General features: G+C 54.4%; 12 protein-coding genes. 2 read left to right on the top strand and 10 right to left on the bottom strand.

Annotation, left to right across the window (positions count from 1 at the left end; genetic code table 11):
• Positions 1–13: 13 nt before the first annotated feature.
• Complete coding sequence (locus HMPREF1207_RS22640) at positions 14–1,312, bottom strand: amidohydrolase (RefSeq protein ID WP_009675555.1); 1,299 nt, start codon at positions 1,310–1,312, stop codon at positions 14–16.
• A gap of 240 nt (positions 1,313–1,552) precedes the next feature.
• Between HMPREF1207_RS22640 and HMPREF1207_RS22635 the strand changes: the two genes are divergently transcribed.
• Positions 1,553–2,182 (top strand): DUF47 domain-containing protein, encoded by a 630-nt coding sequence (locus tag HMPREF1207_RS22635; RefSeq protein WP_009675522.1) that lies wholly within the window; start codon positions 1,553–1,555, stop codon positions 2,180–2,182.
• A gap of 23 nt (positions 2,183–2,205) precedes the next feature.
• Positions 2,206–3,219, top strand: coding sequence for an inorganic phosphate transporter (locus HMPREF1207_RS22630; protein WP_009675606.1), 1,014 nt, complete (start codon positions 2,206–2,208; stop codon positions 3,217–3,219).
• Between the two features lie 100 nt (positions 3,220–3,319).
• Here the strand turns inward: HMPREF1207_RS22630 and HMPREF1207_RS22625 are convergent, their stop codons facing one another.
• The 9 genes from HMPREF1207_RS22625 to bshA all read right to left on the bottom strand — a co-directional run bounded on the left by HMPREF1207_RS22625 (position 3,320) and on the right by bshA (position 13,812).
• Positions 3,320–3,943 carry a redox-sensing transcriptional repressor Rex gene (locus HMPREF1207_RS22625; protein ID WP_009675483.1) on the bottom strand — a complete coding sequence of 208 codons (624 nt, stop codon included), beginning with the start codon at positions 3,941–3,943 and terminating at the stop codon, positions 3,320–3,322.
• On the bottom strand, positions 3,930–6,830 hold the full coding sequence (gene dinG / locus HMPREF1207_RS22620) for an ATP-dependent DNA helicase DinG (protein ID WP_269212181.1): 2,901 nt from the start codon (positions 6,828–6,830) through the stop codon (positions 3,930–3,932). The genes HMPREF1207_RS22625 and dinG overlap by 14 nt, the downstream gene beginning before the upstream one ends.
• Positions 6,831–6,922: 92 nt before the next feature.
• Positions 6,923–7,561 carry a tetratricopeptide repeat protein gene (locus HMPREF1207_RS22615; RefSeq protein WP_009675577.1) on the bottom strand — a complete coding sequence of 213 codons (639 nt, stop codon included), beginning with the start codon at positions 7,559–7,561 and terminating at the stop codon, positions 6,923–6,925.
• A 90-nt stretch (positions 7,562–7,651) separates the two neighbouring features.
• On the bottom strand, positions 7,652–8,035 hold the full coding sequence (panD, locus tag HMPREF1207_RS22610) for an aspartate 1-decarboxylase (protein WP_009675514.1): 384 nt from the start codon (positions 8,033–8,035) through the stop codon (positions 7,652–7,654).
• A gap of 4 nt (positions 8,036–8,039) precedes the next feature.
• Positions 8,040–8,921: a pantoate--beta-alanine ligase gene (panC, locus tag HMPREF1207_RS22605; RefSeq protein ID WP_009675498.1), complete on the bottom strand. Its 882-nt coding sequence runs from the start codon at positions 8,919–8,921 to the stop codon at positions 8,040–8,042.
• 39 nt (positions 8,922–8,960) lie between these two features.
• A complete protein-coding gene (gene panB, locus HMPREF1207_RS22600; RefSeq protein ID WP_009675630.1) occupies positions 8,961–9,821 on the bottom strand; it encodes a 3-methyl-2-oxobutanoate hydroxymethyltransferase in 861 nt (286 codons plus the stop codon).
• Between the two features lie 291 nt (positions 9,822–10,112).
• A complete protein-coding gene (locus tag HMPREF1207_RS22595) occupies positions 10,113–11,087 on the bottom strand; it encodes a biotin--[acetyl-CoA-carboxylase] ligase (RefSeq protein WP_009675601.1) in 975 nt (324 codons plus the stop codon).
• Positions 11,088–11,090: 3 nt separating this feature from the next.
• Positions 11,091–12,599 carry a CCA tRNA nucleotidyltransferase gene (locus HMPREF1207_RS22590; protein WP_009675612.1) on the bottom strand — a complete coding sequence of 503 codons (1,509 nt, stop codon included), beginning with the start codon at positions 12,597–12,599 and terminating at the stop codon, positions 11,091–11,093.
• Between the two features lie 34 nt (positions 12,600–12,633).
• Positions 12,634–13,812, bottom strand: coding sequence for an N-acetyl-alpha-D-glucosaminyl L-malate synthase BshA (gene bshA / locus HMPREF1207_RS22585; protein ID WP_009675583.1), 1,179 nt, complete (start codon positions 13,810–13,812; stop codon positions 12,634–12,636).
• Position 13,813: the final 1 nt, after the last annotated feature.

Genomic DNA, 13,813 nt, shown 5'->3' with positions numbered 1-13,813 from the left:
CTTCCGCTGAAGACTAACTGCTCGTCAAACGGGCGAAGCATGATTCAAATTCCCGTTTAATTTTCTCTTCGTCAAGCGTCAGGCATTCGCGGCCGCGTACGATCCAGCTGCCATCCACGCACACATCTACCACATCATGGGCGGATGCCGAATAGACGATGTGGGAAACATAATCCGTACGAGGCAGAAAATGAGGCTGGTCGATATCGAGCGCGATAAAATCGGCCTTCATGCCCGGCTGGAGCGTACCGATATCGTCAAGCCAGATGGAGCGCGCGCCCATCGATGTGCCCATGCTTAAAGCGGCGGCGGCCGGCACGGCGGTCGGATCGCCGGATACGCCTTTGTGGATCAGGGCGGCAAGCCGCATTTCTTCGAACATGTCGAGGTTGTTGTTGCTGGCCGCTCCGTCCGTGCCTAGAGACACGTTTATGCCGGCTTTGAGCAGCTCAGGCACGCGGGCAACACCGCTCGCAAGCTTTAGGTTGCTCCCCGGATTGTGCGAAACCCCGACGTTGTATTTGGCAAGGACGGCGATCTCTTCGTCCGTCAGATGAACGCCGTGCGCAACCAGTGTCGGCCGCGTGAAAACGCCCAGTTTTTCCAGATGCTCGACTGGCCGTGCGCCATACTGCTCCGCGTTGGCTTCCACTTCTTTTAACGTCTCGGACATATGGGTATGAATAGGCAGGTCCAAATCGTGAGCGGCCTGGACAAAACGTTCAATGTAATCCGGCGGGCACGTGTAAGGAGCGTGCGGGGCCATCATCGTCGTAATGCGGCCGTTCGCGGCACCGTTCCAGTCCTTGGCGAAAGCGATCGCTTCCCGGAGCTTGGCTTCCTGAATATCGGCCGGACACAGTCCGATGACACCGCGGGTCAGGCGTGCACGCATACCCGAGTCGGATACGGCCTGGGCCACTTCATTCATATGGTCGTACATGTCGACAAATGTCGTCGTGCCGCCCTTGATCATTTCCAGGATGGCCAGAAGCGTTCCGTAGCGCACGTCCTGCGCCGTGAATTTGCCTTCCATCGGCCACATTTTCTCCTCCAGCCATACCTGGAGGGCCAGATCGTCTCCGTAGCCGCGCAGCAAAGTCATCGCCGCATGGCCGTGCGTATTGACGAGTCCGGGCATGTAAAGCTTGCGGTCCCCGCGAATGACTTCGTCATAAGTTTCCAGCGGATGCGGCGCATCCTTTCCTATATATGTAAGCTGATTCCCTTCCATAACCATACAGCCTTCGATTACGGGTGCGGCTGCGTCCCCTGTTACGAACAAGCCGTTTATGATAATCGTTTTTTTCATCCGATAGCCCTCATTCCGTATAAAGTGCCGAAATCGGCAGTTATTCTTATCTTTTCAATGTACAACGTCACTTGTTTAAAATCAAGCCGAGCAAACAATTGAAAAAACGCTCAACCAGTGATTGCTTTCTGGGGAAATGTTATGATATTTTTAAGTTTGTGAGTTTAAGCTACAAAATTCTACATACATTAAACTTAACTTCACGGAATCTTTACAATCGAATCACTAGGAGGAACCGTAATGGCATCGCTTTTTAGCAGTAAAAGAGGAGACGTCGATTTTTTAAACCTGCTCATACGGGCGGCAGAAAACACACTCCATGCATCCCAGATGTTCAGAAACGCGATGATGGGAGATAAAATTCCGGAAAACTTTTTCCAGATGATCAAAGACATCGAGAGCAAAGGCGATCAGATCACCCACGAAATCTTTAAAGAGCTGAACAAAGTCTTTATCACTCCGCTCGACCGTGAAGATATTATGGAGCTGGCTTCCAAGCTCGACGACGTACTGGACGGCATTGAAGCGACAGCAGCACGTTTTGACTATCTCAACATCAGCCAGACGGACAAGGTTATGCAGGAATTCTCCGCCGTGATCGTGTCCAGCTGCCAACATATGCTCGATGCCTTCAAGCTTCTTTCCAAAAAGAAGTACATGCAGATTCCTCAACATACGGTTGAAATCAATGCGCTTGAAAACGAAGCCGACCGCCTGATGCGCGAAGGCATCCGTGAAATTTTTATCACCAAACGCGATCCTTACGAAGATTTCAAGCTCAAAGAACTTTATGAACGTCTCGAACAGACCACCGATGCATGTGAAGACGTTGCCAACATCTTGGAAAGCGTCGTGCTGCGCTACTCGTAGGCCCAGCAGTTTAGGAGGATTTCATGACGACAACAGTTCTTATTACCTTGATTGCGATCGTATTTCTCGCCCTTGCCTTTGACTTTATTAACGGTTTCCATGATACGGCGAACGCGGTAGCGACTTCGATCTCTACGCGTGCGATGAGTCCGAAAGTGGCCATTATATCCGCCGCCTGTCTGAATTTCGTCGGCGCCCTGTATTCTTCGGAGGTAGCCAAGACGATCGGCAGCGGGATCGCGGACCCGTCCAAGATCAACCACGGCGAATTTATCGTTATCGCGGCCCTTCTTTCCGCCATTATCTGGAATCTGGCAACCTGGTATTATGCCATTCCTTCCTCTTCCTCCCATACGCTCATCGGATCCATTGTCGGAGCCGTGCTGGCCGGGGCGGGAGCCGACTTCGTCAAATGGGGCGGTCTCGGCAAGATCGTGCTGATTCTGGTACTTTCGCCGATTGTCGCATTCGTGGCCGGTTACATCATCATGACGATCATCAAATACCTGGTCATCCTGACGGGCAACAAATCCCGTTCGAAGCTGAACCGCGTATTCAAGTTCTTCCAGATCCTGTCCGCCTGGCTGCTGTCCTTCTCCCATGGGGGAAATGACGCTCAGAAAGCGATGGGGATTATCGTATTCGGACTCGTCGCTGCCGGAGCCCAGACAACCATGGACGTGCCGTTGTGGGTGAAAATCGCGGCTGCGACCGCAATGGGCCTCGGTACTTCGATCGGGGGATGGAAAATCATTAAAACGATCTCCAAAAACTTGATCAAAATCGAGCCGATCAACGGGTTCGCCTCGGATTTGACATCTTCCATCGTCATTCAGACTTCTACGCATATGGGGATGCCACTTTCGACCACTCACGTGATTTCCTCCGCGATCATCGGTTCGGGTTCCGTACTCCGGTTTCATGAGGTGAAATGGGGTACCGTAACACGCATGATCATCACTTGGATCATTACGATTCCGATCAGCATCATTCTGTCTTATGTGCTGTACACCGTGTTGTTTAAGTTCTTCGTCTAACAGGTAAATTAAATAGCGAGTTCCATTAAAAAACCGCCATACGGCCTAAACGGCCCATATAGCGGTTTTTCTGGTTTTCAAGACCAAAACCCTCACTTGTTTATTCAGGAAGGTAATAGGCCAGGCTCTGGAGCTCTGCCGTAAAGTCCGCATGATGTACGCGGATTTCCTCGGGTACTTTCAGAATGGACGGGGCGAAGTTCAGAATCGCTTCGATACCCGCCTTTACGAATTGGTTGGCGACATTCTGCGCTTCCGGCGCCGGTACGGTTATGATGCCGATTCGAATGCTGGAATCCCGGATAACATCGGCCAGATGCTCCATGGGCAGAACGCTCATGTTATTGATGACCTGGCCGATCTTGTCCGGCGACGAATCGAAAATCGCCGTTATTTTCATCTGATCCCGCAAGTAGATGTTATAGTTGCACAGCGCCCGTCCCAGGTTACCGGCTCCCACGAGGGCAACCGGTATTTGGCGGTCAAGCTTCAGAATCTGCCGGATCTTCTCGATAAGATAGGTCACATCGTAGCCGATCCCCTTCTTTCCGAATTCACCGAAGTAAGCCAAATCTTTGCGGATTTGGGCCGGGTTAAGATTCAGCTTCTGCCCCAGATCCTGGGACGAAACCGTTAATACGTTTTTCTTCGACAGTTCATTAAGAAAACGCAGATAGATCGGCAGCCGTTTGACGACCGCCTCAGATATTTTAAGTGACTTCAAGCGAGTTCTCTCCCATCCATTCCTGAATTCTCGGTACGATGCGCTCTACAGGCATATGCTCAATCTTCGGTCCCGGCAGGGAGTAGAGGAAGTGCTTCCCGTACTGCGTCTCGATGACACGCGTATCGTAAATCAGCACAATCCCTTTGTCCGAAGCCCTGCGTACAAGCCGGCCGAAGCCCTGCTTGAATCGGATGACGGCCTGAGGCACCGACAGCTTCATGAACGGGTTCTGATTCCGTTTTTTCAGGTTTTCGCTCTTCGCTTCGACCAGCGGATGATTTGGCGGCTGGAAAGGCAGCCGTACGATGGCCAGACAGGTCAAGGCTTCTCCGGGAATGTCCACCCCTTCCCAGAATGAACTCGTGCCGAGCAGCACGCACGCTTTATGCTCTTGGAAGAGCCGGGTCAGCTTGCTGCGGTTGCCGGTGTCCACCCCTTGACCGAGCACATGGATGCCGTGCGGGCGGAGATTTTCCTTCAGAACCGCGTGGGCAAGCTTCAGCATCCGGTTCGAAGTGAACAGCACGAGCATCCTCCCTCGCGTAGCCACGGCCACTTCGGAGAGTGATTCCGTGAGCGCTTTGAGGAATTCCTCTTCGCCGCTGCGGCCCCGGATCATCGGAAAGTCCCGCGGTATGCAGACAAGAGCCTGCTGCCGGTACTGGAACGGTGACGGAAGCTGGACGGTTTTCAGCTTCGGATTCTCCTCTTCTTCGGCCGGCAGTTTCAACCCCAGCTGATCCGCCGAATACTGGAACGATTTATTGACCGACAGGGTGGCCGAAGTGAGAATGACGCTCTCTTTGTTGTCAAAGAAATGTTCGCGGATAAGCGGACTTACGTCCATCGGCACGGAGATCAGGTTGATCGAACGGCTTTTGTTGTACGTCCCCGCTTCTACCCAGTAAACGAAGTTATCGTCCGCCATCTTCATAAAGAAGCGGAGCGTCTCCTTCGCTGCCTGCAGTTCCTTCGCCACGCCGCCGAGATCGGTTACGAAGCTCTGGACATCGTATTCTTCCTGGACTTCTTTCAAATCCTGCACGAGCGAATCCACGGATTTATACACTTCCTGAATATGCTGTTCCAAAATTTCCTCGAGATCCGTGAAATCGCTCCAGTTCGGGGGCAGCGAATCTTTCTTCAGACGCATCACCAGGGAACCGGGGTCGACTTGGCCGGGTTCGGAATTCGTCTGGAGCAGCTCGTAAAACTTTTCACAGAGTAAATCCCAAGCTTCCTTGATGAGCAAGGTTTTCGGGAACAGGTTGTCGATTCCGTTCATCCATGTAGCCGCCCGGTAATCGTCGTCATACCGTTGAAGCTTCATGCGGAGCGCCGGCAGCTGCCCGTTCCGGCTGTCCTTGAACAGCCAGAGAAGCTGATTCGTCAGCCCCAAGTAGTGAAGCTCCTTGCCCAGATGCTTGCTTGCCACTTCTTCGAAATGGTGGGCCTCGTCCAGAACGAGATGCTTATAAGCCGGCAGCACCCGGTTCTCGGCCTTCATATCGGTAAACAGCAGCGAGTGGTTCGTAATGACAACGTCCGAATTGTTGGCGTCATGGCGCGCACGGTGATAAAAGCATTTTTTGAACCACGGGCAGTGCCGGTTCTGACACGACTCCGCATCGCTGGAAACGGTATGCCAGAAAGCGGCCCCCTTGTTCCCGAAATGCAGCTCCTCCTCGTCGCCGGTCTGCGTCTGGCTCAGCCAGACGACCATCTGGGCGGCCGTAATGGCGTCCTCCTTGCCCGTATCGAACTCCTGCATAGAAATGCGATTCTCGAACTTGCGGAGGCACAAGTAGTGGCTGCGGCCTTTGAGAACCGACGCTTTGAAATTCACCGGAAAAATGTCGTGAAGAAGCGGAATATCCCGTTCACGCAGCTGCTCCTGCAGATTGATCGTATGCGTGCTCACGACCACCTTCTCGTCATGCTTAATCCCGTAATAGAGGGACGGGATCAAATAGCCGAGCGATTTGCCCGTGCCCGTGCCGGCTTCGATCATGAGGTGCCGGTCGTTCTGGAAGGCTTCCTCAATTTCATGAATCATGATTTCCTGGGCTTCGCGGCTTTCGAAATGCTCGAACTTCGCTTTCAGCGCTTCTTTGACCTGATCGTAAACGTCTTCAAAAGAATCGCTCAGTTCCAGCACATCGTTCTCGTCGCGTACGGGGTCTTCTTCCCCCCAATCTTGCACGTTCAGCGCGAACTGGCGGTAATACTGGTGAATCGATTGGTCCAAGGGGGTTTGCTGTTCCTTGAACCGGGCGATTTCCGACATAAACCAGCCGAGGTCGCTCGTCTCGGCCGGCAGGATTTGAGCCAGCCGCTGAACCGTCAATAAAGGCAGGGACAGAAGCCTGTCCAGGCTCATCGTCCAGATCTCCGCCGTAACGTCCGCGTCGCTGTCGGCCTGATGGGGCCGCTCATGTTCGATGCCGAAGGCTGAAGCCACCATGCCGAGCTGGTAAGTCGGAAGAGAAGGAAACACAATTCTCAGCATGTCTATCGTGTCCAGGACGCGCCCGGTAAAATCGGGGTAGCCCGTTTTGCGCAGGGCCCGCTGTAAAAAACCGAGATCGAACGAAGCATGATGGGCCACGAGAACACAGTCAAAAAGCAGCGGATACATCTCCGCCATAATATCGTCGACCTTAGGGGCATGCTCCACCATCTCGTCTGTGATGCCCGTAAGCTCCGTAATCGAAGAAGGTATACTGATCCCCGGATTTACCAGGGAAGTATACCTGTCGGTTACTTCCATATCATCTATAATAACGAGACCGACTTGGATAATATCGTCCGCCGGGCCCGTTCCAGTCGTTTCAAAATCCAACACCGCAAATTTCATAAGTTCAAGCCTTCTTCCTTTCTCCAGCTTCTATCCTAAGCATACCACATTTAGAGGCCCAGAGGGGAAGTTAGTTTGTCAATTCCGCAAATAAGGAGATCATCCGTTCTTATTTCTTTTCATTCGTTCGATGCGGAAAAAAGCTCCAGGCAGTCCGGATCGGCATGGTAGGCTTTTTTAAAATATTCAAGCGCCTGTTCCAGATTCCGGTTCTGAAATTGAATACAGCCCATCGCGTTGTAAGAGATGGCTTTCATCTGTTTATTTTCGGTAAGTGCCAGAAGAAGGGTGAAGTGCCGGGCGGCTTCCTCGTTGTCTCCCTGGCGCAGATAACCCATGGCGAGATAAGCCCTCGCAAGTAAAAAGTCCGGCTCGCGCATGAGAAGAGCCTCGAATTCCCGGGTCGCCTGCTCGTACATAAGCAGCATATAAAACCCCTGTCCGCGGATAAACTCCACCGCTTCCTTCCCCTCGGCCGGATGAGGCTGAGCCTCTTCGGCAGACTGCGGCAAGTCCGGCTGCTGATTCGAATCGGAGGCTGAGGCTGAAGAGGACGGGACGGACGCGTTTCCGACGGACAGGGTTTTTCCAAGCTTCTCCTCAAAGAGGAGCCAGTGCTCGATACAATCGTCACTAATGGCCTTCAGGGCCCCAAGCTCGTCTTCAAGCTCCGCTTTTAAAGCACCTTTTGCATTCGGCAACTGAAGCAAAATTTCATCCAACACTTCATTCATCGTGGCGAACAAATGTTTGAACACTGTGCATCCCCCACCTTCGGCTTTGCTGTCGTACACTCATTCTGCGTTGCCGAAGGGCTTTTCATACAAGTTCTTTAAGGGTGCCAGACGTTACAGTACAGTTGCATGCATTTCCTCTTTTAGCAGTTGGGCCACTTTATTGTTTTCTCCCATGATGGCAACAGTCGGCTTATGGCGCCGCGCCTCTTCTTCCGTCATCATCGCGTAAGAAATGATGATCACGGTGTCGCCTGTCTGCACGAGCCGCGCCGCGGCACCGTTAAGGCAGATGACTCCCGTTCCGCGCGGACCCGGTATAATGTACGTTTCCAGGCGGGCCCCATTGTTGTTGTTCACGATCTGAACCTTCTCGTTCGGCAGCATATCGACCTGATCCAGCAGATCCTCGTCGATCGTAATGCTTCCGATATAATTAAGATTCGCCTCGGTCACCGTCGCACGGTGAATTTTGGCCTTCATCATTGTTCTGAACATGCGATCACTTCCCCAGGGTTAAAATAGTATTGTCGATAAGCCGTGTGGCGCCGAATTTGACCGCCAGCGCGACGATGAGCTGTACGGGTACACCGGCTTCCACCGCTTCCGGCCGCTCCAGCTTCGGGTACGTCAAAACCTCTACGTAATCGATATCGGCGAGAGGAGCTTCTTCGATGACGGCCTTTACGGCCCCGCGGAGGTCTTCCGCCCGGAAAGCAACATGCTCCCGCACCCAGGCTTCCGCAGCTTTCAGGGAACGGCTCAGAACAAGCGCCTGTCGACGTTCTTCCTCACTCAGGAATACGTTCCGTGAACTCATGGCAAGTCCGTCTTCCTCGCGTAAAATCGGGCAGGCCACAATGTCCACGTTCATATTCAGGTCCTGCACCATCTGAGAAACGACGGCAACCTGCTGCGCATCCTTAAGTCCGAAGAAAGCTTTATCGGGCTGAACGATATTGAGCAGCTTGGCAACGACCGTAGTCACCCCGTCGAAATGCACGGGACGTGAAGCGCCGCAGAGTACCGAAGTGATGCCCGATACGGAAACGGTCGTTTTGACCGGCCCCGGATACATTTCTTCGACCTGGGGCAGAAAAACGATGTCCACGCCGGCTTCTTCCGCCAGCTTCAGGTCCCGCTCCGTATCCCGCGGGTAACGGTCCAGATCTTCGGTAGGACCGAACTGAAGCGGGTTTACGAAAATACTGAGCACGACGATTTCGCTAGCTTCGCGGGCCGCTTTGATCAGACTCAAATGCCCTTCGTGAAGATACCCCATCGTAGGGACAAAACCGACCGGGGCTTTAAGGGCCGCCCCGAGCCCGGATTTTTTCTGTTCCAGTGTACTGCGCAGCAAGGCTATGCTTTGAATAACTTCCAACGTCTCTCTCTCCTTCAGGACTAAAGGTAGGATAACCGTTTATTTCACGGCTGTTCCGTACAAATACTGGAGAACTTCGTTGTCTCCTTTAAAGCTGTGCTGCTCGGCCGGGAATTTGCGGCCCTTCACTTCCGCCACATACTGCCCGATTCCATCGCGGATGGCAAGGCCGACCTGCGCGTAAGCTTTAACGAATTTTTTGGCCGGAGCGTCCGGCTCGTAGCCTAACATATCGTGAAAAACGAGAACCTGGCCGTCGCAGGAAGCTCCTGCGCCGATACCGATCGTCGGGATGGACAGTTTGCTTGTGATCCATTCCGCCAGTTCTTCCGTTACCAATTCCAGTACAATCGCGATTGCGCCCGCTTCTTCCAGCGCTTTGGCGTCCTCCATCAGTTTACGGGCCTGCTCGGAATTTTTGCCCTGTACGCGGTAACCGCCCAGCACGTGAACCGACTGGGGCGTCAATCCGAGGTGGCCTACGACGGGAACCCCCGCCTGGGTCAACGCTTTAACCGCATGGGCGATTTCCGCGCCGCCTTCCATCTTTACCCCTTTGGAAAGCCCCTCACGCATAATCCGTCCCGCGTTCTGAAGCGTCGTATCCAGGCTTCCGTGATACGTCATAAACGGCAGATCCGTTACGACAAAGGCTGATTTTACGGCACGCGTTACCGTTTTGGCGTGATAAATCATTTCGTCCAGCGTGACAGGCAGAGTGGATTCATGACCCTGAATAACATTTCCCAGGGAATCTCCCACCAGAATCATGTCCACTCCCGCTTCGTCAGCCAATTTGGCCGTCAAGTAATCGTAGGCCGTCACCATCGAAATCGGTTCCTTGCTCGCTTTCATTTTTTGCAGCTTGACAGTCGTCATCGGTTTGCGCTCTTGCGCCATGTCAATCCCACGCTTTCTTTTTTAATGTGGAAAAAATAAAACCGTGCTTCCGTCTAAGCCTTGACCGGGTTCTAAGCATCAAAAAAACCCTTCAGCAAACAGACTGAAAGGGCGCATAGTCAAAGAATCGTATGATCCTTCTGTCTCGGTCCTTCAGGCTCAGAGCAGAATCAGAAAACACACAAACGTACTTTATGCAATTGTCTAAAGCGTTAACCGTATAAGTGCGGTTCCGAAGATACCGCCTTACGGTGACAGTATATCAAAAACTCGGTCTTTTGAACAGACGGTTTAGCGTAATTCGACATCGCCGCTGTAAATTTTAACTTTGCGGCCGTCGTCCGCGATCACGGTCAGCGCCCCGCTGTCATCGAGCGAATCCGCCCGGCCTTCCACCGTTCCCTGGCTCGTTTTGACCCGGATGGGACAATTTAGCGAGACGCTCATCGCTTCCCACATGATCCGGATCGGAGCGAATCCGTTTTCCAGATACAGGTCGTATAGCTGCTCCAGCTCATTCAGAAAAGCCGCAATCATCGCTTCCCGCTTAACGGGTGAACCGGATTCAAGTGCAAGGGAAGTGGCCACCGGTTTCAGCTCTTCCGGGAAGTCGGCTCCGGTCAGGTTCGCCGTGATGCCGACACCGATTATGACGTATTTCAACCGCTCGTCTTCCCCGCTCATCTCAAGCAGAATCCCGCTTACTTTGCGGCCCTTCACAAGAAGATCGTTGGGCCATTTGATGCCGACTTCGACGCCGCATTCCTTACGGATGGCCCGGCAAAGAGCTACCGCGGTAAGCAGCGTAAGCTGGGGAACGAAGTAAACCGGCACACGCGGCTTCAAGATCAGGCTCATCCAGATGCCCTTCCCTTTCGGCGAATGCCAGTGCCTGCCCATCCGGCCGCGGCCGGAGATCTGCTCTTCGGCAAAGACCAGCGTCCCTTCCTCGGCCCCTTCCGCGACGAGCCTATGCGCTTCGTTCATAGTGGAGTCTACCGCTTCGCGGACTTCGATTTGCCTGCCCATAAAGCGCGTCCGCAAGGCTTCTTCTATATGAGCCTTCCGGAGCTTGTCAGGCTCTTCCATCAGACGGTAGCCTTTACGGGTGACGGCTTCGAACTGAAACCCGTCCTGCCGGAGGCTTTCGATGTGCTTCCAGACGGCTGTCCGGCTGCAGCCCAGCTCCCGGCTGATTTGCTCGCCGGACAAATATACGCCCGGATTGCTCCGGAACAAGTCTACAATTCGCTCGCGTACCGCCATGAGTCACTCATCTCGCATTTCTGTAGGACGGAAAGCTTCCGTCATTAAAATTTCTTTGGTGTTTTCCAGCTGCCCCAAGGCAACCCGCTCCAGAAGTAGGTTCAGCGTCTCGCCTATCCAGGGTCCCGCTTTTTGCCCGCTTTGCGCCATCAGGTCGCTCCCGCCGACGGCGAGATCTTTGACGCCATAGACCGGCATCACGTGTATCCATGGTTCACCGTTTTCCAGGTAAACGGCAGCTTCCTCCGTCATGAAGCGGAAAAGTTCTTCCAGACATGCTTCACCGGCAGCCGTATGTATTTCCTCGTCCATGGTGAGTTCCCCGGAAGCTTCGTACGGATCGTATGTACGGTGTGGCACCGCCTGACCAGGCTGCGCGGGATTCGCGGACGGCGGAGCGTCCTGCTCCGGGAGCCCGGCTCCCGCGCCGGCCTGCCGCCGCCACGCTGCGCGCAGCAGACCAGCCGCGCGCAGCCAGCCGCGCGCAGCCTCCTTGCCGTGAGCAAGCACGGCAAGCTTGAACCGCGCGGCTGCGCGCTCCTCCGCGGACGGCTGCGCCTCCGGCCGCGGACGCACCGCCGCAGCTTCAGCGTCACCGCGCTGAAGCTGCGCATGCACGGCGAGGATGCGCGTCAGACGCGCGATGTCCTCGCCGGGGAACGTCAGCGCGCGCAGCTCCGCTCTGACGGCTTCCGGCTGCTGCGAACCGATCAGCAGCAGCAGAACCGCCCATCTGTCCTCCTCCGCAGGGATAGAGGACAAATGGGCGATAACCGTCTGCGCATGGGGATGCCCCCATGCGGCGAAGGGCAGTGCGAGCGGAGTCTTGGCGTGCCGCCAAAGACCGCTCGCGAGGAGCAGAGCCGCGGCGCGGGCCGGATCCGCGCCGCCCACCATGCGCTGGAGCTCCGCGCGTACGCGCTCCATCGCGATGTGCCGCAGCAGAGGGGCCTGCCGCAGCAGAGCCAGCCACGTGGCCTCTTCGATGTCGAGGCCGTATTCGGCTGCGAAACGGATGCAGCGCAGCATCCGCAAGGCATCCTCCCCGAAACGTTCGGCCGCCTCTCCCACGCATCTCAGAACGCCTCTATCCATATCGCTTTGGCCGCCGAACGGATCAATCAGGTTTCCTTCGGCATCCATGGCCATCGCGTTCATGGTAAAGTCGCGTCGTTTCAAATCTTCTTCCAAATCCGTAATATATTCGACTTCCGCCGGCCTGCGGAACCCCTCGTATTCCGTTTCCTTCCGGAAGGTCGTGACTTCGAAACTGTAATCCCCCGTCAGAACGGTTACCGTACCGTGCTGGAGTCCCGTAGGCACCGTCTTGGAGAAGGCTTCCATCACCTCTTCGGGTTTGGCCGAAGTCGCGATGTCCACGTCCTTTACGGGCCTCTCCAGGACAAAATCCCTGACAAACCCGCCGACAAAATAAGCTTCATGCTGACGGGAGCGCAGCCTTTCGAGCACTCTGCGCCCTTCTTCAATCATGGTCCGGTTCTTCTCTTCCATCGTATGTACTCTTCCTTCCGTTACCGGATCGCGCTTACCTTTCCGCGCAAACTTGTTTATCCACCCGGTGCGACGGAGGCAGTTCTCTTCCCAGAACCCGGTAATAGATTTCCTCGTACTGCATCGTGATCCAGTCGTTGCAGAATGTCGTGCGGGCACGGTTCAGACATGCGGCCGACATTTTTTCGTATTCCTGCGGATCGCTAAGCAGCTCCACCGCGTAGTCCGCCATCTTCTCCGTGTCGCCGATTTCCGCAAGAAAGCCGGTCTCGCCGTGCGTCACCAGCTCGGGAATTCCGCCCGCTATCGAACCGACAGTCGGCACTCCGCAAGCCATCGCTTCCAGGGCGACAAGTCCGAAGCTTTCTTTTTCCGAAGGCAGAAGCATAACGTCCCCCAGAGAAATAAGCTGCGCGACATCATCCTGTTTGCCGCAAAAGTTAACCCGGTCGCTAAGACCCAGCTCTTTCACGTACGAAATCACTTTGGACAGCTCCGGACCTTCCCCCACAAAAAGAAGACGGCTCGGGATTTTTTCACTGACGCGCTTGAAAATATCGACCACGTCCGTAACCCTTTTGACCGGCCGGAAATTCGAAATATGCAGCAAAATTTTCTCGTCGTCCCGGGCGAATTCTTTGCGAAGCGACTTCACGTCCCGCGGGTAATACACCCGTTTGTCCACGAAGTTGTAGGTCAGATCAATATCACGGGAAATATCGAGCGTTTCTCTCGTTTCCGCGATCAGATCGTTGGAAACGGCCGTAACCGCATCGCTTTCGTTAATGGCGTACCGGATCAGGTCGCTGATGGACTGATCTTGGGCGAGTACCGTAATATCCGTCCCGTGAAGGGTCGTCACGACCTTCAGATCCGGCCCCACCATCTGCTTGGCCAGCAGCGCGCAAACGGCGTGGGGGATCGCATAATGCACATGCAGGAGATCCAGCTTCTGCATCTGCGCGACCTGCGCAAGCTTGCTTGCGAGGGACAAATCGTAAGGAGGGTAACGGAATACGTAATAATCGCTGACCTCTACCTCGTGATAGTAAATGTTCCGGTGAAATTTGCCCAGCCTGAACGGCATGCTGTGGGTAATAAAGTGGACCTCGTGGCCTTTTTCCGCGAGCAGCTTGCCAAGCTCCGTCGCAACCACTCCGGAACCTCCCAGGGTAGGGTAGCACGTGATTCCGATTTTGAGCTTATCCTTCATG

Origin of the sequence: Paenibacillus sp. HGH0039, assembly GCF_000411255.1 — a bacterium.
Lineage (GTDB): Bacteria > Bacillota > Bacilli > Paenibacillales > NBRC-103111 > Paenibacillus_F.
This window is presented reverse-complemented; position numbering and strand designations above follow the sequence as displayed.

Excerpts from the sequence above, each read along its gene's own strand:
- HMPREF1207_RS22635 (WP_009675522.1), top strand. The coding sequence starts at position 1,553 with ATGGCATCGCTTTTTAGCAGTAAAAGAGGAGACGTCGATTTTTTAAAC.
- panB (WP_009675630.1), bottom strand. The coding sequence starts at position 9,821 with ATGGCGCAAGAGCGCAAACCGATGACGACTGTCAAGCTGCAAAAAATG.
- HMPREF1207_RS22590 (WP_009675612.1), bottom strand. The coding sequence starts at position 12,599 with ATGGAAGAGAAGAACCGGACCATGATTGAAGAAGGGCGCAGAGTGCTC.
- HMPREF1207_RS22595 (WP_009675601.1), bottom strand. The coding sequence starts at position 11,087 with ATGGCGGTACGCGAGCGAATTGTAGACTTGTTCCGGAGCAATCCGGGC.
- bshA (WP_009675583.1), bottom strand. The coding sequence starts at position 13,812 with ATGAAGGATAAGCTCAAAATCGGAATCACGTGCTACCCTACCCTGGGA.
- HMPREF1207_RS22640 (WP_009675555.1), bottom strand. The coding sequence starts at position 1,312 with ATGAAAAAAACGATTATCATAAACGGCTTGTTCGTAACAGGGGACGCA.
- panD (WP_009675514.1), bottom strand. The coding sequence starts at position 8,035 with ATGTTCAGAACAATGATGAAGGCCAAAATTCACCGTGCGACGGTGACC.
- HMPREF1207_RS22630 (WP_009675606.1), top strand. The coding sequence starts at position 2,206 with ATGACGACAACAGTTCTTATTACCTTGATTGCGATCGTATTTCTCGCC.